Genomic DNA, 19,701 nt, shown 5'->3' on the forward strand with positions numbered 1-19,701 from the left:
TATTAAAATTTAGGTATTTAAAAATGTCAAAAAAATTGATTTTAGTTTTAAATTGCGGAAGTTCTTCTTTAAAATTTTCTATATTAGATCCGATATCTAAAAAGATATATATATTTGGAATAGTTGAATGTTTATTTTTAAAAAAAACTAAATTAAAATTAAATATTTTTTCTAAATTATACATAAAATTCTTAGATGATTATACTAATCATAATGATGCTTTAGATTTTGTTTTAAATTTTTTAAAAGAAAAGTATTTAAAGTATTTTAAACGAATTCATGGAATTGGACATAGAGTTGTTCATGGAGGAATAAATATTACACAATCTGTAGTAATTAATGATAAAATAATTTTAGAAATTGAAAAATCTTCAGTTTTTGCTCCTTTACATAATCCTGCTAATCTAATTGGAATTAAACTTTCTTATAAATTTTTTCCAAATTTGAGAAAAAAAAATGTAGCTGTTTTTGATACATCTTTTTATTCATCATTACCTAAAATAGCATATTTATATGCTATACCTTATAAATTTTATAAAAAATATAAAATTAAACGTTATGGAGCTCATGGAATTAGTCATAATTATGTAATGAAACAATCTTCTTATATTTTAAAAAAGAAAAAAAGTTCATTAAATATTATTAGTTGTCATTTAGGAAATGGATCCTCAGTTACAGCTATAAAAAATGGGAAATCTATTGATACTTCTATGGGTTTAACTCCATTAGAAGGTTTAGTAATGGGAACAAGAAGTGGAGATTTAGATCCGGCTATAATTTTTTTTATGCATAAAAAAATTGGAATAAGTTTAGATAAAATAGAAGAAATTTTAACAAAAAAATCTGGTTTTTTAGGAATTAGTGAAAAAAGTAGTGATTGTCGATTTTTAGAGAAAAATTTTAATAAAAATAAAAAAGAAAAATTAGCTATAGAAATATTTTGTTATAGATTAGCAAAATATATTAGTTCTTATAGTATTTTAATGGATAATAGATTAGATGCAATTATTTTTACTGGAGGTATTGGAGAAAATTCTCAATTAATTAGAAAAATAGTAATTTCAAAATTAAGTTTATTAGGATTTTATTTAGATAACAATTTAAATAATACTATTAAAACAACAAATAATTATTTTATTAATAAAAAAAATTCTCGTTCTATATTAGTAATACCAACGAATGAAGAATTATTTATTGCTCTTGAGACGTATAAATTGATAAAATTGATAAAATAGAAATAATTTTATATTTTTTTATAATTTTTTAAGGGTTTTTATATGACACGTAAAGTTATTTTAATTCCAATAGGAAAAAATATAGATTTAACATCAGTTTCTTTAAATGTATCTAATTTTTTTATAAAAAATAATATAAATTTTAGTTTTTGGAATCCTTTTGTAGAAACAAATAATTTAAATAATATTATAAAAAATTCTTCGTATTATTTAAAAAAAATAGATAAATCTATTAATTTTATTAAACCAATTTTTTTAAAAAAATATTCTATATTATTAAAAAAAAAAAAATATTCTTTTTATTTAGAAAAGTTATTAGATCGTTATAATTCTCATAATATTAAAAAATTTGTTTTAATAGAAGGTATTACATTTTTTAAAAATATTTCAACAAATTTTTTTAATCAGTTAAATTTAGATATATCAAGAATTTTAAATGCGTCTATAATTTTTGTAATTACTCCAGAAAATAATTTTTTTGAAGATTTTCGTTATAAATTTCATTTTATAAATAGTTTTTTTTTACAAAATACGTCTTCTGAAATTTTAGGAGTTTTTATTAATTCACATGAATCAAAAATTTTAACAAATCTGAAAAATAATTTTTTACCTTATTCTAAAGAATTTAAGTTTAAAGAAAAAAAAGATGTTTTAAATAGTTTTTTTAATTATAAAAATATTCCAATATTAGGAATTTGTTCTTTTTATAAAAACAATTTTTCTATTAAATTAGATTTATTTATGAAATTATTATTTGCTACTCCTTTATTTTTTTTAAATAAAAAAGAAAATATTATTAAATTAATAATTTTTTTTGAAATTAAATATATAAAAAAAATTGATAGTTTTAATAAAAATACATTATTAATTATTTGTTCAAACGATTTACATTATCTTGAAAAAATATTTATTAATACAAAAATAAAAATAAATTTTTTTGTATTATGTATAGGAAACAACAAATCTTATATTTTAAATAGTAAAATTTATAAAATATTTAAAAAAAATAAAGTTTCAATTTTTTTTAAAAATATTAATATTATAAATTTATTATTTTATTTAAATCATGTTATTGATGTATATAAAAAGAAAAATATTAAAGAAATTTATAAAAAAAATATATCTACGTCTTGTATATCTACAAATTTAAATTCTATATTTTTAAAAAAATTTACAAAAAAAAATTTTTCTTTGTACAAATTTTTATATCAATTAAAAAAATTATCAAAACAAGAAAGAAAAACAATTATTTTACCTGAAGGTGAAAATAAAAAAATTATTCAAGCTGTTTATTTATGTTATAAATTAAAATTGTGTAATTGCATTATTTTAGGAAATTTAAAAAAAATTTATAAAAAATTTTTATTATTAGGACTTTCTGTTCCAAAAAAATTAAAAATTTATGATCCTAAAGATATTAGTAAAAAATATATAAAAATTTATAAAAATATAAATAATAGTTTATCCATTAATGAATGTAAAAAAATTTTAGCAAAAAATACAATAATTTTATCAATGTTAATGTTAATAACAGATAAAAAATATAATGGTGTAGTTGCTGGAATTATAAATACTACTGCAAATGTTATACGTCCTGCATTAAAAATAGTAAAAATGAAAAATAATACACGTTTAATTTCTTCTATATTTTTTATGTTATTTCCAGATAAAGTTCTTATATACGGTGATTGTGCTATTAATATTAATCCTACTGCAGTAGATTTATCTGAAATAGCAATACAATCTGCAGAGTCTGCAAAAATTTTTAAAATAGTTCCTAAAATAGCTATGTTGTCATATTCTACTAAAGATTCTGGTTCTGGAGAAATGGTAGATAAAGTAAAAATAGCAACTGAATTAGTTCGTAAGAAACGTCCTGATTTAATTGTAGAAGGTCCAATACAATATGATGCAGCTACTAATTTTGATATATCTAAAATTAAATTTAAAAATTCTAAAATTTTAGGAGATGCTAATATTTTTATTTTTCCAGATTTAAATAGTGGAAATATTACTTATAAAGCTGTTCAAAGAACATGTTTTACATTTTCTTTAGGACCTATGATTCAAGGTTTAAAAAAACCAGTTAATGATCTTTCAAGAGGAGCTTCTGTAGATGATATTTTATATACAATAGCATTAACTGCAGTTCAATCTATTAAGTATTAATTATATTTATTTTTTTAGAATATAAAAATTTATATTTTTATATTTTTATAATAATATTACTAATTACTGAACAACAACAGGATAGAATTTCATTTTTTTGCAAAGAAGCTAAAGTATTTTTTTTAAAATACAATATTTTTCCTTTAAGAAGAATTATTCGACAAGTTCCACAATAACCTTCTTTGCATTGGTAGTCTATTTTAATATTTTTTTTTAATAATGTTGTTAACAAAATTTTTTTTTTTTTTATATATATTATTTTAGAATTTTTATTTTTTATTATAATTTTTCTTGTCATTTATAATTTAAAGTTTTTGAAATAATTTTTTGATATGTTAGAATCTATTTGCCCAACAAGATAAGATGTAGTTTCGGTTTCTTGTGGAGCGAATTGAACGTTATCAGAAATTAACCAAGAATTTATCCAAGGAAGAGGATTAGAAAAAATTTTAAAATATGGTTTAAAACCAATAGCTTTAAGTCTAATATTTGTAATATATTCTATATATTGACATAATATTTCTTCATTTAAACCTAGCATAGATCCATTTTTAAAAAGATATTTTGCCCAATTTTTTTCTTGTTCTGCTACTGTAATAAATATTTTATATGCTTGATTTTTATATTTTAAACTTGTTTTTAACATTCCTTCATTTTTTTTTTGATGAAAAATATTTATTATATGTTGAGTTCCAGTTAGATGTAAAGCTTCATCTCTTGCAATTAATTTAATTATTTTAGCATTTCCTTCCATTATTTCTCTTTCAGCAAACGCAAATGAACAAGCGAAACTTACATAAAATCGAATAGCTTCTAAAGCATTTACACTTATTAAACATAAATATAATTTTTTTTGCATTTTTTTAAAATTAATTTTTTGCTTGTTTTTATTAATTATTTTTTTTTTATCGTCATATAAATTCCAATAATATATTGATTTAATTAAATTATCATAATATTTTGAAATGTCTTTTGCTCTATTTGAAATATTTTTATTATTAATAATATTATCAAATATTAAATTAGGAGAATTAGTAATATTTCTTATTATATGTGTATATGATCTTGAATGAATTGTTTCTGAAAAAGACCATGTTTCTATCCATGTTTCTAATTCAGGTAATGATACAATTGGCAAAAAAGATATGTTTGGGCTTCTTCCTTGTATAGAATCTAATAAAGTTTGATATTTTAAATTACTTGTAAAGATATGTTTTTCATGTTCAGGTAATTTTTGAAAATCTATTCTATCTTTTGATAAATCGATTTCTTCAGGTCTCCAAAAAAAAGATAGTTGTTTTTCTGTAATTTTTTCAAAAATAGTATATTTTTGTTGGTCATATCTAGATATATTTACTGATTGCCCAAAAAACATTGGTTCTTTTAATTGATTATTTTTTTTTTTAGAAAAAGTGCTAAATTTCATTTTTTTTAAATTTTCTTTTTTAAAGAAAACATGCTCCGCTATTACAGTTTGAATCTTTATTTTTATCAAATAATTCATTTGTTAAATTTTTAGATTCATCTTTAGTATTTTGGTAATATAATGTTTTAATTCCATATTTATATGCTGTAAGTAAATCATGTATTAATTGTTTCATTGGAATTTTTTCATTTAAAAATTTTTTTGGATCATAGTTTGTATTAGTTGAAATAGATTGATCAATGAATTTTTGAATTATTCCAGATAATTGTAAATATCCTGTGTTATTTGGAATATTCCATAGTAATTCATAGTATGATTTTAGTTTGTTGTATTCAGGAACAATTTGTTTTAATATTCCATCTTTTGAAATTTTAATACTTACAAAACCTCTTGGAGGTTCAATTCCATTAGTTGCATTAGATATTTGAGAAGACGTTTCTGAAGGCATTTGTGCAGATAAAGTAGAATTTCTTAATCCATATTTTAGTATTTTTTTTCGTAATTTTTCCCAATTATAATGTAAGGGTTCAGAACATATTAAATCAATATCTTTTTTATATGTGTCAATTGGTAAAATTCCTTTAGAGTAATTTGTATCTTTAAAAAATTTACATTTACCTTTTTCTTTTGCTAATTTGCAAGAGGTTTTTAAAAGATAATATTGTATAGCTTCAAACGTTCTATGAGTTAATTTGTTTGCGCTTCCATCAGAATACCGAACTTTATTTTTTGCTAAATAGTAAGCAAAATTTATTACACCAATACCTAATGATCTTCTATTTTTTGCGCTTTTTTCTGCAGATATTATTGGATATTCTTGATAATCTAATATTTCATCTAAAGCTCGAACTATTAGATTAGAAATATTATAAATATCTTTTAGTGATTTTATTGTTCCTAAATTAATAGCGGATAATGTACAAAGAGCGATTTCTCCGTTTTTATCGTTAATATTGTTAATTGGTTTAGTAGGTAATGTAATTTCTAAACATAAATTAGATTGTTTTATTGGTGATTTTTTAGGATTAAAAGCGCTATGAGAATTACAATGATCAACGTTTTGAATATAAATTCTACCAGTCGAAGTTCTTTCTTTGAGTATTAATGTAAATAAATCTAATGCATTAATTATTTTTTTTCTGATTTTTTTATTATTTTCATATTTTATGTAAAGTTTTTTAAATTTTTTTTGATCAGAAAAAAAATATTTATATAAATTTGGAACTTCAGATGGGCTAAATAAAGTAATTTTTTTATTTAGTATCATTCTTTTATACATTAATTTATTAATTTGTACAGCATAATCCATATGTCTAATTCTATTTTCTTCTATTCCTCTATTATTTTTTAGAACAATTAAATTTTCAATTTCTAAATGCCAAATTGGATAAAATAAGGTAGCTGAACCTCCTCTAACTCCTCCTTGTGAACAAGATTTTACTGCTGTTTGAAAATGTTTATAAAATGGTATACATCCTGTATGAAAAGCTTCTCCATTTCTAATAGAGCTTCCAATGGCTCTAATTTTTCCTGCATTAATTCCAATACCCGCTCTTCTAGAAACATATTTTATTATTGCGTTAGATGTAGCATTAATTGAATCTAAATTATCATCACATTCAATTAATACACATGAACTAAATTGTTTAGTTGGAGTTCTTACACCAGCCATTATAGGTGTAGGTAATGATATTTTAAATGTAGAAATAGCATTATAAAATTTTTTAATATATTTTAATCTATTTTTTTTTGGATATTTTATAAATATACATGCAGAAATTAAAATATATAAAAATTGTGCAGTTTCATATATTTTTCCTGTAATTCTATTTTTTATTAGATATTTTCCTTCCATTTGTTTAATTGCTGCATATGAAAAATTCATGTCTCTTTTATGGTCAACAAAATTATTTATGATATTAATTTCTTTTTTTGAATACATTTTTAATAAATTTTTATCATATTTTTTTTTTTTTATCATTTTTTTTATATGTTTATATAAAGTAGGAGGATAAAATTGTCCATATGCTTTTTTTCTTAAATGAAAAACAACTAATCTAGCCGATAGATATTGATAATCTGTATTTTTTTTTGAAATTAAGTCGGCTGCTGATTTAATTAAAGTTTCATGAATATTAATTGTTGTAATACCATTATAAAATTGTATTCTTGATTTTAATTCTATTTGAGAAATAGAAATTTTCTTTAGTCCTTTAGATGCCCAGTTTAATACTTTATGAATTTTTTCTAAGTTAATTTTTTCTTTTTTTCCGTTTCTTTTTATGACATATAATTTTTGTTTCATGTCAATCTACCTATTTAAAAAATTTTTTTTATTTTTAAAATTTTATTATTTTTTAAATTTTATTTTTAATAAATAAATATTACGTAAAATACATTTTTTTGTTGTATTTCTATTATTTTATAGAAGATCTTCTTGAATTTTTTGTAATCCTACTACTTTTTCTTTTTTAAACATTCGTATTAATATTACTCCTTGAGTGTTTCTTTTTAAAATATTTATTTCAGATACTCGAGTTCGCACTAATTTTCCAGAGTTTGTAATAATAATTATTTGATTTTTTTCGTTTACTTGGATTGCTTTTACAACAGATTTATTTTTTTTTGTAATTTTTATTGAAATTACTCCTTTTGTAGCTCTTGATTTTATAGGAAATTCTTTAATATGAGTTCTTTTTCCGTATCCTTTTTTTGTAATAACTAATATTTCTCCTTTTTTTTTCGGAATAATTAAAGAAACTACTTTATCTTTTTTCTCTATTTTAATTCCTTTTACACCGGTAGCTGTTCTTCCCATAGATCTTACGTATTTTTCTGAGAATTGAACTACTTTTCCTTTAGATGTAAATAACATAATATTATCATTTCCACTAGTTAATGAAACTCCTATTAATTCATCATTTTTTTTTAAATTAAGCGCAATAATTCCTTTATTTCTAGGATTTTGAAATTTTTTTAAAGAAGTTTTTTTAACTATTCCTAAAGCAGTTGCCATAAATATATTTTTTTTATTTTGATTTTTATTTAATGCTAAAATAGCAGTTATACGTTCTTTTTTATTTAAAGGTAATAAATTTACTATAGGTTTTCCTCGAGAATTTCTATTAGATTCTGGTAATTGATATACTTTCATCCAATATATGATTCCTTTACTAGAAAAACATAATATTGTATCATGAGTATTTGCTATTAATAAATTTTCTATATAATCTTTTGGTTTTACTTTAGCAGCATATTTTCCTTTTCCTCCTCTTTTTTGTGCTTCATATTCTGTAATTGGTTGATATTTTACATAACCTGAATGTGATAAAGTAACTACGACATCTTCTGAAGTAATCATATCTTGTATAGTAATATTTGATGTTTTATCTGTTATTTCTGTTTTTCTATTGTCTCCAAATTTTTTTTTAATTAGTTTGAGTTCTTTTTTTATCACTTGAATCATTTTTTTATCATCTTTTAATATTTTTTTTAAATTAGATATTTTTTGTTTAAATTTTAAATATTGTAAAATAATTTTTTTGTGTTCTAGATTTGTTAAGCGATTTAATTTAGTGTTTAATATTTTATTAACTTGTATAATAGAAAAAATATATTTTTTGTATTGAATATTTTTTTTAATTTTATTTTTTCTAACAATTAATTTTTTTATAGAATTACTTATATTCCATTTTTGTGATAATAAAGAAGTTCTTGCTTGTTTTGTTTTATTAGATTTTTTTATGCAAGATATAATTTTATCAATATTTTCTAAAGCAATTGTTAAACCTTCAAGTAAGACAATTTTTTTTTTATATTTTTTATAATTGAATATACATCTTCTAGTGACTATTTCTTTTCTATGTGAAATAAAAGATTGTAGTATTTCTTTTAAGTTCATTAATTTTGGTTTTCCTTGATATAATGCAACCATATTAATTCCAAAAGAAATTTGTAAAGATGTTAATTTATATAATTTATTTAAAATAATTTCAGAAATAAATTCTTTTTTAATTTCAATTACAATTCTCATTCCATCTTTATCACTTTCATCTCTTAAAGCAGAAATTCCTTCTATTTTTTTTTCTTTAATTAAGTTTGCAATTTTTTCTATTAATCGTGATTTATTTATTTGGTATGGTAATTGAAATATTATTATAGATTTTTTTTGTGTTTTAATGTTATTTTCAATTTTTACTCGAGCTCTAATATAAATTTTTCCTTTTCCAGTTTTATATGCTTTTTTTATTCCTGATTTTCCATTAATAATTCCAAATGTAGGAAAATCTGGACCAGGTATATATTTCATTAAACTTTCTAAATTAATTTGTGGATTTTTTATATATTTTAAACAAGCGTTGATTGTTTCATTTAAATTATGTGGAGGGATATTTGTAGCCATTCCAACAGCAATTCCAGATGATCCATTTATTAATAGATTTGGTATTTCTGCAGGAAGAATTTCTGGTATTTTTTCAGATCCATCATAGTTTTTTATAAATTTTACTGTATTTTTATCTAAATCATTTAATAGAGTATGTGCTATTTTTGACATTCTTATTTCTGTATATCGCATTGCGGCCGGGGAATCGCCATCTATTGATCCAAAATTTCCTTGTCCATCTATTAACATATATCTTAATGAAAAAAATTGAGCCATTCTTACAATTGAATCATATACAGCGGTATCTCCATGAGGATGATATTTTCCAATAACGTCTCCAACAATTCTAGCAGATTTTTTGTATGGTTTATTCCATTTATTATTTAGTATATGCATAGCAAAAAGTATTCTTCTATGAACAGGTTTTAAACCATCTCTTGCATCGGGAAGAGCTCTTCCAACAATTACTGACATAGCATAATCTAAATAAGAATTTTTAAGTTCTTTTTCAATTTCTACTTCTATTATTTCTTTTGCAAATTTGTTCATTAAATTGCTTCTCTTATATATAATTTTAAACCTTTATTTTTTGTTATAATTATAACATATTGAAGTGATTCGGTGAATCTTAGCTAGATATAATTTAGAAAAAATAAGATTAGAATTTATAATTTTTATAAAATAGAGTTTTACTATTTTTATATTTTATTTTAAAATATTTATAATATTTATTTTTTTATTTTATTTTTATTTTTTTTTAAAATTGTTAATATATTGATAAATTTGAAATTTATTACTTAAATAAAAATTAATTGATTAAAGGAAAATATGGATAATAAAGAAAAAAATTTAATCATTGATTTATTTAAACGATTAAAAAAAGCTGAAAATGATTCATCAGAAAGAGATAAAAAAGCAGAAATTTTTATTAAAGATTGTATTTTTAATCAACCTAATTCTGTGTATTATATGATTCAAATTATTTTAATTCAGGAAGTTGCTATTAAAAAATTACATAATTCTATAAAAAGTTTTCAAAAAAAAAATAAAAAATTTTCTAATATTAAAAGTAAAAAAAGTTTTTTATCTGGTTTATTAGATAAATATATACCGTCTTCAAAAAAAGATAATTCAGATGTTTTTAATTCTAAAGAAAGTTTAACTTCTAATTCTAATAATAATTATATTCCAAAAAATAGAATTTTAAATGAAAGTACAAGTTCATATAATGGAGGAAGTAGTTTTTTTAGTCAAGCTTTACAAACTGCTGCTGGGGTTGCAGGAGGAATGATAGCTGGAAATATGTTAATGAATTTGTTTAAAAAAAATAAGCAAGATAATTTTAATAGTTTTGATGAAAATTATATTGTTGAAGAAATACAAGACGTTAACAATAATAATTTTGAAGAATCATTAATTTCAAATAAATTATTATCAGAAAATTTAGATTATGAAAGAGATTTAAATGATTTTCCAGAAAATAATGTTTCTATTGAAAATGAAAATTTTTTAAATAATGAAAATGAAAATACAGATATTAAAAATATTTTAGAAGATGATAAATATAATAATTTTGATGATGAAAATTTTTCTAATAATGTATTAGAAGATGACGAAGATAATAATTATTAAAAAATATTTTATAAAAAAATATATTTTATTTATATTTTTTATTATTTATTTATAAATTTTTTATGGATATTTTTATTTTTTGATTGAATATTTTATTTATTCGATTAATTAATTTTCATAGTAAAAAATTTAAATTTAATTAATCGAATATTTTTTTATTTTTAAATTTTATTTATATTTTTAGATAAATATTCTGATATTCCATTATAAGTAGGTTGTATTCCTTTTTTATTAATATTCCAATTTGCTGGGCAAACTTCTCCAAATTTTTTATGAAATATTAATGCATCTATTATACGTAACATATCTTGTATATTTCTACCATATGGAAGATCATTGATAACTTCGTGTCTTATTATTCCTTCTTCATCAATTAAAAAAGAAGCTCTTAGAGCTACTCCTAATTTAGGATGTTCTATTCCATACGATTTTTGTATTTCTCTTTTAATATCTGAAGCCATTACATATTTTATTGGTCCAATTCCACCTTTTTTATATTTAGTTTTTTGCCATGCTAAATGAACAAAAACTGAATCAAAAGATATACCGATTAATTTTACTTTTCTAATTTTGAATTCGTTATAAAGTTTATTAAATGCAATAATTTCTGATGGACATACAAAAGTAAAATCCATTGGCCAAAAAAATAAAACAGCTTTTTTGTTTGAAATATATTTTTTAAAATTAAAATTTTCGTTTATTTTTCCATTTTTTAAAACTGCTGAAGTTGTAAAATCTGGTGCTTTTTGGGTTACTAATGACATTTATAATATCTCTTATTGAAAGTTTTTTATAATAAAAATTTATTTTTATAAATTTTTTATAAAGATATAAAAAAAATATTTTTATTAAAAATATATTTTTATTATAATCTTTTATTATTTTTTTTGCATAAGATATTTTAAAAAAGTAAAAAAATTTAAATTAAATAATAAAAAATATAATTATAAATTTTAATATAATATATATTTTTTAAAATATTTTAAAAATAAATAATATAAAAAATTTTTATTAAAAAATAAAAAAATTTATTAATTTTTTTATTAAAATAAAATACATGATATAAATTAGTAATTTTATAATAAGAATTAATATTTTAAATAATCAAAAAAATATTTTAGTAAAATTAATAATTTAATTTTTTATTTATTTTATAAAAAAATATATTAAATAAGTTAAGTTAAATATTAATAAAAAAATAAAATTTAGATTAAAATTTTAAATAAATTTAATTAAATTAAAATTAATATTTTTATTTTTTTAAAAAATATTGTATGACATATTTTAATTATATATAAATTTAGTATAAAAAAAATTATAAATTATTTAATTTATTAATTAATTTATATTGGAGTAATATTTTTTATAGAATATATATAATTAAAAAAAATTGTACTATTTTAAAAAATTTTTTTTTAAATTTTTTATTTATATTAGTAATATAAAATTTTTTAATAAATTTTTTATAGTAAATTAATTATTAATTAATAAGAAAAAATATTATTAATTGAAATATATTATGTTTTTTTAATCAATGGCTTTATTATAAAAAAGCCATTTTATTTTTTATATTTAGTTATTATTATTTTTATTTTTTTATTTTTAAATAAATATTTTAGTTATATTTTTGTTTATTCAAATTTATTTTTTTTTATTATGTCTTTTAGTGAGTTTTTAATTAAAGTAATTCCTTGAAATTTTGGATGATTTTTATTTTTAAATTTTGATATTTTAGATATTATTTTTTTTAAATCATTTAATATTATACAAATTTTTTTGAAAAAATCTTTTTTTTTATTTTTTTTTATTAAAAAATATTGATTTTTTGTATTTTTTTTAATATTTTCGATTTTTGCAAAATATCTTAATGGTAATTCTTTTATTTTTTTTTTTTTTAAAGAGATTTTTTGTTTTAAAATATTTATTTTTTGTAATTGTTTTAGATTTTTTTTTATTTTTTCGGTTTTTTTACATTTTTTTTTTTTAGTATTTATTTTTTTTATTTTTAAATTTTCATCTGAAAAATTTTTTTTACAATTTTTTGAAATTTTCATAAAATTCACCGAATTAAATTTTTATTTATAGAATCTTTACAAGAATATTTTTAATTAATATTTTTATATATTTTAATATTAAAAATTTTTTTAATATAAATAAAATTTATAAATAATGATTTTTTTTTAATTTTTTTTGGAGTTGGCGGGATTCGAACCCGCGTCCAAACAATTTTTTTACTAGAGTTACTACATGATTAGTCTTATATGATTTCTCTTTTTCTTTTTTATTTAAGACAATTTAAAGAAACGTAGTTTTTATTTTTTTAAATATGTAAGTATCAAAACAGTATTTACATATAATCTCTTATTTTTTTGAACCATTTATTTTAAATATTAATCTAATTTTGAAAGAGAAAAAATCAAATAGATTTATAAATGGGCTTTATAACAGTTTTTTAAGCTGCTAAAGCATATTCCTGTTTGTTTTTTGCAGATATTTTATATTTCGGTTTTTTAGCGAGGCAAACCGACCTCGTCATGCACACTAGTATGAGAATTATTTGTCAAATCCAAAATCAACCCCTTTTGTATTTATATTAAATAAATTTTAAAAATATTTAAATTTTAAATAAATTAATATTTATTTTAGAATAGTATAATATTATATGTTGTAATATTACAAATATTATTTTATATATAATACATTTTTATATTTTTTTATTATTTATATTATTTTTAAAAAAAAAGGAAATTTTTAGATGAATGTAATTTCAAAAATAAAAGATCAAATTTCAAAAAATCCTATTTTACTTTATATGAAAGGATCTCCTCAATTTCCAAGTTGCGGTTTTTCTTCTCGAGTAGTTCAAATTTTATTGAGTTTAAAAATAAAATTTGTATATGTAGATATTCTTAAAAATTTAGATATTAGGAAAGAACTTCCAAATTTTTCTAATTGGCCAACTTTTCCTCAATTATGGGTTTCAGGAGAATTAATTGGTGGATGTGATATTATTTCTGAACTTTATAAAAATGGAAAATTAAAAAAAATAATTAAAAATACTTTGAAAAAGATAAAAAAAAATTAAAAAAAATTTATAATAAATTTATATGTTATATTTTTATTTTTTTTAAAAGTATTTTAAGTTATAAAAATTCGATATGATGTATATTATTTTTTTATTAAAATGCATCATATCTTTATTTTTTATAAAAAATTTTATTATTTTTTTTAATTTTTTTTTTTCTTTTTTATATTTTTTTTGTGTTATTTTTAATAGGCCATCCTCCTAATTTTTTCCATCGGTTTATTATTTTACAAAATAAATTTGCGGTTTGAAGAGTATCATATAATGCAGAATGAGCTTGAGAGTTGTCAAAAGATAAACCAATAGCACGACATGCTTTAGATAATACAGTTTGTCCTACTGCTAATCCACTTAAAGTAGCAGTATCAAATGTTGCAAACGCATGAAATGGATTTTTTATTGTTTTTATTCGTTCTGATGCAGACATAATAAAACTATGGTCAAAATTTGCATTATGAGCTACAATTATTGCTTTACTACATCCGTATTTTTTTATACCATTATAAATTACAGAAAAAATTTCTTTAAATGCAAGTTTTTCACTTACTGCTCCTCTTAATGGATTAAATGGATCAATTTTATTGAAAGATAATGCTTCTTTTTTAATTAATGAACCTTGAAAAGGTTTTATATGAAAATGAATTTTTTTTTCGATATTTAACCATCCGTAATTATTCATAGTTAATGTAATTACTGCAATTTCTAATAATGCATCTGTTATTGGATTAAATCCTGCAGTTTCAACATCAATTACTACTGGATAAAAAGTTCGAAATCTTTTACTTAAAAGGCTTTGATTTTTTATTTTATACATTATTTTTCCATAATTAAAATATATAATGAGTGAAATATTAGTTATTTTTTATTAAAATTTTATAAATTTATTTAATTTTTTTATTTGTATTAGTGATAATAAAAAAATAATTTTAGTGTAAATTTTTTTTTAATTTAAAATTTAACATATTAATCTTATAATGTTAAGAACAATCAATTTTTTAAAAAATTATTTTTAAGATATTTTTAAATAAGGATTTTAAATGCATACATTACCTATTTTAAATTATAAATATGATTATTTAGAACCATATTTTGATTCAAAAACTATGGAAATACATCATACAAAACATCATCAAGCGTATATCAATAATCTAAATAATAGTTTATTAAATACAAAATTTTCTAGTTATAAAGTCAATAAGTTATTATCTAAATTAGAGTATATATCAGATACAAAAAGAGATTATATTCGAAATAATTTAGGTGGGCATTTTAATCATAGTTTTTTTTGGAAAATTTTAAAAAAAAATACTTTTTTAAAAGGGAAATTAAAAATTTCTATTAAGAAAAATTTTTTAAGTTTTAAAAATTTTAAAAAATGTTTTATTAATATTGCAATGAATCATTTTGGATCAGGATGGATATGGTTAATACAATCTAAAAAAAAATTGTTAATAACAACTACTATAAATCAAGATAATCCAAGAATGGGTAATTATTTTGTTAAAGATTCTGGAATTCCAATTATTGGATTAGATTTATGGGAACATGCATATTATTTAAAATATCAAAATAATAAATTAGATTATATAAAATCATATTTTAATATTATTAATTGGGATCAAGCATCTTTAAATTTTGAAAAATCATTGCTTTGTAATATTTAAATAAATTTTGTTATAATTAGTTATATAAATATTTTATAAATTTTTATTAATTAGAGTGTATAATTATAAAAAATTACATGTTTTAAAATTTTTTTAGTAAAATAAAATTTAATTTTAGGTTTTATGAAAAACAATTTAAATAAAATAAGAGCAATAATTGGTTTAGGAAATCCAATTTTAAAATATAATAAAACACGTCATAATGTTGGAATTTGGTATCTTAAATCATTATCATATTATTTCAATGTTACATTTAAAAAAATAAAAAAAATCTATGGATATAAAAGTGAAATTTTTTTTTTAGAAAAAAAAATTTTATTGCTTTTTCCAGATATTTTTATGAATTTAAATGGTGATTTTATATATAAAATATCTCAACTATATAATATTTCTTTAGATGAAATATTAATTATTCATGATGAGTTAGATTTATTTCCTGGAAATATAAAATTAAAATATGGATACGGAAGTAATGGTCATAATGGATTAAAAAGTATTATGAGAAAGTTCAAAAAAAATACATTTTATCAACGTTTATCAATTGGTATTGGTCGGCCTAATTCTCGAAAAGATATTTCTAATTTTGTGTTATCTAAACCAACTTTTGAAGAAAAAACAATTATTTTAAAATCTATTAATAAATCAATTGATTTAATTTTTAAAAAAAAATTTTAATAATTTTTTTATTTTTTTAAAAGAAAGAAAAAAAAAAAAATAAAAAAGGAGAAATATGAGTGTTCAATGTGGACTTATTGGTTTACCAAATGTAGGAAAATCTACTATTTTTAATATTTTAACAAAAATGAATGTTCCATCTTTAAATTTTCCTTTTTGTACTATTAATCCAAATATAGGATTTTCTTATGTTAATGATAAAAGATTAATTGAATTAAAAAAAATTGTTTCTCCAAAAAAAGTTATTTCATCAGTTATAAAAATAGTAGATATTGCTGGTTTAGTAAAAGGAGCTTCTCAGGGTGAAGGTTTAGGTAACAAATTTTTAAATGAAATTAAAAGAGTTGATGCTTTAATACATGTCGTTCGTTGTTTTAAAGATAATAAAATTACACATGTTCATAATAGAATTGATCCTATTGGTGATATTGATATTATTAATACAGAATTAATTTTTTCGGATATAGATATTTGTGAAAAAAATCTTTTATTATTAAAAAATTTAAAAAATAATAATAAAAGTTTTTTAATAGAAGAAAAAAATTTATTAAATAAATGTTTATTGAATTTAAAAAATTTTATTTTTTTAAGAAAATTAAGTTTTTCATCAAAAGAAATTTTTTTAATTAAAAAATTTAATTTTTTAACATTAAAACCAACTATTTTTTTAATCAATATTAGTAAAAATAAAGAAGATAATGTTAATTTTAAAAAATTAAAAAATTTTTTAAAGAAAGACATTATTAATACTATTTGTCCAAATATTTTAACAGGAGTATATAAAAATGTTAATAATAGATCCGTTAACTTATCTAAAATTATTTATTCTATTTACAAAATCTTAAATTTAAAAACTTTTTTTACTGTTGGTAAAGAAGAAATCAGAGCATGGCCTTTTTTAAAAAATTCAAAATGTATAGATGTATCTAAAATTATACATAGCGATTTTAAAAAAGGATTTATTCGTGCAAAAATTATTAGTTATAAAGATTTTATAAAATATAAATCTGAAATATCTGTAAAAAAAGCTGGAAAGTTAAGATTGGAAGGAAAAAATTATTTTGTTCAAGATGGGGATATTATTCATTTCTTGTTCAATGTATAAAAAAATATTTTATTAGTAAAATATTTTTAAAAATTTTATTAGAGAGGAAATGTATTTCCTCTCTGATATAATATTTATGTATTAATTAAAATTTTTTTAAGTGTATTAAAATTAGGTTTAATATTATGACATAATTCTTTTAAATTAGATAAATTAGAAATTATATCTGGTTTTTTTAATTTTATTTTTAATACTTCTTCAACAGTGTTTTTAAATTTAATTGGATGAGCAGTACCTAAAAAAATTCCGTGTTCTTCTTTTTTTAATTTTCTTTTAAGAAGAGTATAAGCTATAGATGAATGTGGTTCAGAAATATATTTATATTTTTTAAATAGTTCTTGTATTTTTTTTCTTGTTTCTTTTTCTGATACACTACCATAACCTAAATCTTTAATATTCCATTTTTTTCTTTTAAATATTTCTTGTACTCTAGTCCAGTTATTTGGTTTGCTAATATCCATTGCATTAGAAATTGTAGAAATAGTTGGAAAAGGATTCCATATTCCAGTTTTTAAAAATCTTGGTATTGTGTCATTTGAGTTTGTTGATAAAATTAATTTTTTTATTTTTAAACCCATAGATTTTGCTAGCAAAGCAGCAGTTAAATTTCCAAAATTTCCACATGGTATAGAAATAACTATTTTTTTTTCAGAATTTTTATGAATTAAATGAAATATTTCAAAAAAATAGCATATTTGAGCAAATAATCTACTAATATTTATTGAATTTGCAGAATTTAATTGTGTATATTTTTTTATTTCTTGATCATTAAATGATTTTTTTACTAATTCTTGACAGTCATCAAAACTTCCATCAATAGCTATTGTTGTAATATTTTTTCCTAAAGTAGAAAATAATTTTCTTTGAATATCACTAATTTTTCCTTTGGGATATAATATAATTACTTTTATATTTTTAATTTTATAAAATGCGTGTGCTACTGCTGCTCCAGTATCTCCAGACGTTGCTGTTAAAATAGTTGTTGATTTTTTGTTTTTTTTATTTAACAACGAAAGTATTTGAGCCATGAATTTAGCTCCATAATCTTTAAAAGCTAAAGTTGGTCCATGAAATAATTCAAAACATGAAATATTTTTTTTTAGATTATAAATTTTTGGTTTATAAGAAGAAAAAGCTGATTTTACGCTAGAATATATATTTTTTTTTTGTATTTCATTACCAATTAATAACGATAAAATTTTTTGACTTCTAGGAATAAATTTTTTTTTTAAAAGTTTTGTAATTTTTTCTTGAGAAAGAATTGGTAATTTTTCGGGAAAAAACAATCCTTGTTTTGATCCTAAACCTAATTTTACTGCATTAGAAAAATTTACTATTTCATTTTTATCTTTTAGATTATATAATTTCATTAATTTTTTATTCCTATAGTTCTAGCTCCAATAGAGTCTATTTTGCAAATGAAAGAAAACCCTTTTTTTGTTTCAACGTAATTTTTCAAAAAATATTTTTTAATTTTTTTTGCTGTTTTTTTATTATCACATATAGAGAAAATAGTTGGACCTGATCCTGAAATTCCGTATGCTATAGATCCTATTTTTTTTATATTTTTTTTGTGTTGAGAAAAATTTCTTATTAGTTTTTTTCTAAATGGTTCAGCAATAATATCTTTTATAGAGGATGCAGCAAGATTAGATTGATTTGTATAAGACGCATGAATAAAACACGATATATTTTTACTATGTTGTATACAAGTTTTTTTAGAATATGTATTAGGAAGAACTAATCTAGATTCAAGAGTTGATAATTTAGTACCTGGCCATGAAATAACCCAAAACCAATCTTTAAAATATGGAATTTTTTGGGAAATATTTTTTTTATTATTTATAATTAATCTAACCCCTCCAAGATAAGAAGGTGCAACATTGTCATAATGTATTCCACCAGAAACATCTTTTTCTATTTTTCCCATTAAATATAATAATTTGTGTTTATCTAAGGGATTTTTAAAAAGAATATTCAATGCTACTAGTGTTGATACAATAGATGATGCGCTTGAACCTAGTCCAGAGCTTATAGGTAAATTTTTTTCTAATGTAATATGTACATTTTTTTTTGTTTTTATTTTTTTTGAAAAAAGACGCCATGCTTTCCAAGCAATATTATTTTTATATGATTTTGGAAGTTCTTTTGAAAATTTTCCACTATTAGTTAATTTAAATAAGTTTGATAATTTAATTGAGACGTAGTCTCCTAACAATTCTTTATTTTTTATAGGAGTTATTGATGCTCCTAGTATATCAAATCCTACTCCTAAGTTTCCAATAGATGCTGGCGCATATACTTTTATCATATTTTTTTCCTAAAT

The 19,701-nt window shown here is 19.4% G+C and carries 16 protein-coding genes and 1 other RNA gene; 7 read left to right on the forward strand and 10 right to left on the reverse strand.

Translation table 11 applies throughout. The features are described 5' to 3' along the window. Positions 1 to 23 precede the first annotated feature (23 nt). Both AB4W45_RS00665 and pta read left to right on the forward strand, forming a co-directional pair. A complete protein-coding gene (locus AB4W45_RS00665; protein WP_367671412.1) occupies positions 24 to 1,235 on the forward strand; it encodes an acetate/propionate family kinase in 1,212 nt (403 codons plus the stop codon). A 42-nt stretch (positions 1,236 to 1,277) separates the two neighbouring features. Then, complete coding sequence (pta, locus tag AB4W45_RS00670; protein WP_367671414.1) at positions 1,278 to 3,404, forward strand: phosphate acetyltransferase; 2,127 nt, start codon at positions 1,278 to 1,280, stop codon at positions 3,402 to 3,404. A gap of 37 nt (positions 3,405 to 3,441) precedes the next feature. Here pta and yfaE read toward each other — a convergent pair whose 3' ends face one another. From yfaE to gyrA, 4 genes are all read right to left on the reverse strand, one after another. Then, positions 3,442 to 3,702 carry a class I ribonucleotide reductase maintenance protein YfaE gene (gene yfaE / locus AB4W45_RS00675; RefSeq protein ID WP_367671415.1) on the reverse strand — a complete coding sequence of 87 codons (261 nt, stop codon included), beginning with the start codon at positions 3,700 to 3,702 and terminating at the stop codon, positions 3,442 to 3,444. Further along, positions 3,703 to 4,830, reverse strand: a complete 1,128-nt coding sequence (gene nrdB, locus AB4W45_RS00680; RefSeq protein ID WP_367671504.1) for a class Ia ribonucleoside-diphosphate reductase subunit beta — start codon at positions 4,828 to 4,830, stop codon at positions 3,703 to 3,705. Positions 4,831 to 4,849: 19 nt separating this feature from the next. Beyond that, positions 4,850 to 7,135, reverse strand: coding sequence for a class 1a ribonucleoside-diphosphate reductase subunit alpha (nrdA, locus tag AB4W45_RS00685; RefSeq protein WP_367671416.1), 2,286 nt, complete (start codon positions 7,133 to 7,135; stop codon positions 4,850 to 4,852). Positions 7,136 to 7,252: 117 nt separating this feature from the next. Then, positions 7,253 to 9,763 carry a DNA gyrase subunit A gene (gene gyrA / locus AB4W45_RS00690; protein WP_367671417.1) on the reverse strand — a complete coding sequence of 837 codons (2,511 nt, stop codon included), beginning with the start codon at positions 9,761 to 9,763 and terminating at the stop codon, positions 7,253 to 7,255. Positions 9,764 to 10,042: 279 nt separating this feature from the next. On the opposite strand from gyrA, the gene AB4W45_RS00695 reads away from it, so the two are divergent. Continuing rightward, positions 10,043 to 10,846: a DUF2076 domain-containing protein gene (locus AB4W45_RS00695; RefSeq protein WP_367671418.1), complete on the forward strand. Its 804-nt coding sequence runs from the start codon at positions 10,043 to 10,045 to the stop codon at positions 10,844 to 10,846. 161 nt (positions 10,847 to 11,007) lie between these two features. Here AB4W45_RS00695 and AB4W45_RS00700 read toward each other — a convergent pair whose 3' ends face one another. From AB4W45_RS00700 to ssrA, 3 genes are all read right to left on the reverse strand, one after another. Further along, positions 11,008 to 11,610 carry a peroxiredoxin C gene (locus AB4W45_RS00700; protein ID WP_367671419.1) on the reverse strand — a complete coding sequence of 201 codons (603 nt, stop codon included), beginning with the start codon at positions 11,608 to 11,610 and terminating at the stop codon, positions 11,008 to 11,010. Positions 11,611 to 12,477: 867 nt separating this feature from the next. Further along, positions 12,478 to 12,900 (reverse strand): nucleotide exchange factor GrpE, encoded by a 423-nt coding sequence (grpE, locus tag AB4W45_RS00705; RefSeq protein WP_367671420.1) that lies wholly within the window; start codon positions 12,898 to 12,900, stop codon positions 12,478 to 12,480. A 136-nt stretch (positions 12,901 to 13,036) separates the two neighbouring features. Then, positions 13,037 to 13,426: a transfer-messenger RNA gene (ssrA, locus tag AB4W45_RS00710) on the reverse strand. A 175-nt stretch (positions 13,427 to 13,601) separates the two neighbouring features. Between ssrA and grxD the strand changes: the two genes are divergently transcribed. Further along, positions 13,602 to 13,931 carry a Grx4 family monothiol glutaredoxin gene (gene grxD, locus AB4W45_RS00715; protein ID WP_367671421.1) on the forward strand — a complete coding sequence of 110 codons (330 nt, stop codon included), beginning with the start codon at positions 13,602 to 13,604 and terminating at the stop codon, positions 13,929 to 13,931. Positions 13,932 to 14,094: 163 nt separating this feature from the next. Here the strand turns inward: grxD and rnt are convergent, their stop codons facing one another. Further along, entirely contained in the window at positions 14,095 to 14,745 is a 651-nt protein-coding gene (gene rnt / locus AB4W45_RS00720) for a ribonuclease T (RefSeq protein ID WP_367671422.1), read from the reverse strand. Positions 14,746 to 14,968: 223 nt separating this feature from the next. On the opposite strand from rnt, the gene AB4W45_RS00725 reads away from it, so the two are divergent. From AB4W45_RS00725 to ychF, 3 genes are all read left to right on the forward strand, one after another. Next, positions 14,969 to 15,595 carry a Fe-Mn family superoxide dismutase gene (locus tag AB4W45_RS00725; RefSeq protein WP_367671423.1) on the forward strand — a complete coding sequence of 209 codons (627 nt, stop codon included), beginning with the start codon at positions 14,969 to 14,971 and terminating at the stop codon, positions 15,593 to 15,595. 123 nt (positions 15,596 to 15,718) lie between these two features. After that, the gene (pth, locus tag AB4W45_RS00730; RefSeq protein WP_367671425.1) at positions 15,719 to 16,270 is read left to right on the forward strand and encodes an aminoacyl-tRNA hydrolase; all 552 of its coding nucleotides are present in this window, start codon (positions 15,719 to 15,721) and stop codon (positions 16,268 to 16,270) included. A 55-nt stretch (positions 16,271 to 16,325) separates the two neighbouring features. Further along, positions 16,326 to 17,375 (forward strand): redox-regulated ATPase YchF, encoded by a 1,050-nt coding sequence (gene ychF / locus AB4W45_RS00735; RefSeq protein ID WP_367671427.1) that lies wholly within the window; start codon positions 16,326 to 16,328, stop codon positions 17,373 to 17,375. 74 nt (positions 17,376 to 17,449) lie between these two features. Here the strand turns inward: ychF and thrC are convergent, their stop codons facing one another. Next, positions 17,450 to 18,745: a threonine synthase gene (thrC, locus tag AB4W45_RS00740; protein ID WP_367671429.1), complete on the reverse strand. Its 1,296-nt coding sequence runs from the start codon at positions 18,743 to 18,745 to the stop codon at positions 17,450 to 17,452. Next, on the reverse strand, positions 18,745 to 19,686 hold the full coding sequence (gene thrB / locus AB4W45_RS00745; protein ID WP_367671431.1) for a homoserine kinase: 942 nt from the start codon (positions 19,684 to 19,686) through the stop codon (positions 18,745 to 18,747). The genes thrC and thrB overlap by 1 nt, the downstream gene beginning before the upstream one ends. Between the last annotated feature and the right edge of the window lie 15 nt (positions 19,687 to 19,701).

Source organism: Buchnera aphidicola (Periphyllus testudinaceus) (assembly GCF_964059035.1).
Lineage (GTDB): Bacteria > Pseudomonadota > Gammaproteobacteria > Enterobacterales > Enterobacteriaceae > Buchnera_J > Buchnera_J aphidicola_BN.

What these genes read in the sequence shown, in the direction of transcription:
- AB4W45_RS00665 (WP_367671412.1), top strand. Translation starts at nt 24, where the DNA reads ATGTCAAAAAAATTGATTTTAGTTTTAAATTGCGGAAGTTCTTCTTTA.
- pta (WP_367671414.1), top strand. Translation starts at nt 1,278, where the DNA reads ATGACACGTAAAGTTATTTTAATTCCAATAGGAAAAAATATAGATTTA.
- yfaE (WP_367671415.1), bottom strand. Translation starts at nt 3,702, where the DNA reads ATGACAAGAAAAATTATAATAAAAAATAAAAATTCTAAAATAATATAT.
- nrdB (WP_367671504.1), bottom strand. Translation starts at nt 4,830, where the DNA reads ATGAAATTTAGCACTTTTTCTAAAAAAAAAAATAATCAATTAAAAGAA.
- nrdA (WP_367671416.1), bottom strand. Translation starts at nt 7,135, where the DNA reads ATGAAACAAAAATTATATGTCATAAAAAGAAACGGAAAAAAAGAAAAA.
- gyrA (WP_367671417.1), bottom strand. Translation starts at nt 9,763, where the DNA reads ATGAACAAATTTGCAAAAGAAATAATAGAAGTAGAAATTGAAAAAGAA.
- AB4W45_RS00695 (WP_367671418.1), top strand. Translation starts at nt 10,043, where the DNA reads ATGGATAATAAAGAAAAAAATTTAATCATTGATTTATTTAAACGATTA.
- AB4W45_RS00700 (WP_367671419.1), bottom strand. Translation starts at nt 11,610, where the DNA reads ATGTCATTAGTAACCCAAAAAGCACCAGATTTTACAACTTCAGCAGTT.
- grpE (WP_367671420.1), bottom strand. Translation starts at nt 12,900, where the DNA reads ATGAAAATTTCAAAAAATTGTAAAAAAAATTTTTCAGATGAAAATTTA.
- grxD (WP_367671421.1), top strand. Translation starts at nt 13,602, where the DNA reads ATGAATGTAATTTCAAAAATAAAAGATCAAATTTCAAAAAATCCTATT.
- rnt (WP_367671422.1), bottom strand. Translation starts at nt 14,745, where the DNA reads ATGTATAAAATAAAAAATCAAAGCCTTTTAAGTAAAAGATTTCGAACT.
- AB4W45_RS00725 (WP_367671423.1), top strand. Translation starts at nt 14,969, where the DNA reads ATGCATACATTACCTATTTTAAATTATAAATATGATTATTTAGAACCA.
- pth (WP_367671425.1), top strand. Translation starts at nt 15,719, where the DNA reads ATGAAAAACAATTTAAATAAAATAAGAGCAATAATTGGTTTAGGAAAT.
- ychF (WP_367671427.1), top strand. Translation starts at nt 16,326, where the DNA reads ATGAGTGTTCAATGTGGACTTATTGGTTTACCAAATGTAGGAAAATCT.
- thrC (WP_367671429.1), bottom strand. Translation starts at nt 18,745, where the DNA reads ATGAAATTATATAATCTAAAAGATAAAAATGAAATAGTAAATTTTTCT.
- thrB (WP_367671431.1), bottom strand. Translation starts at nt 19,686, where the DNA reads ATGATAAAAGTATATGCGCCAGCATCTATTGGAAACTTAGGAGTAGGA.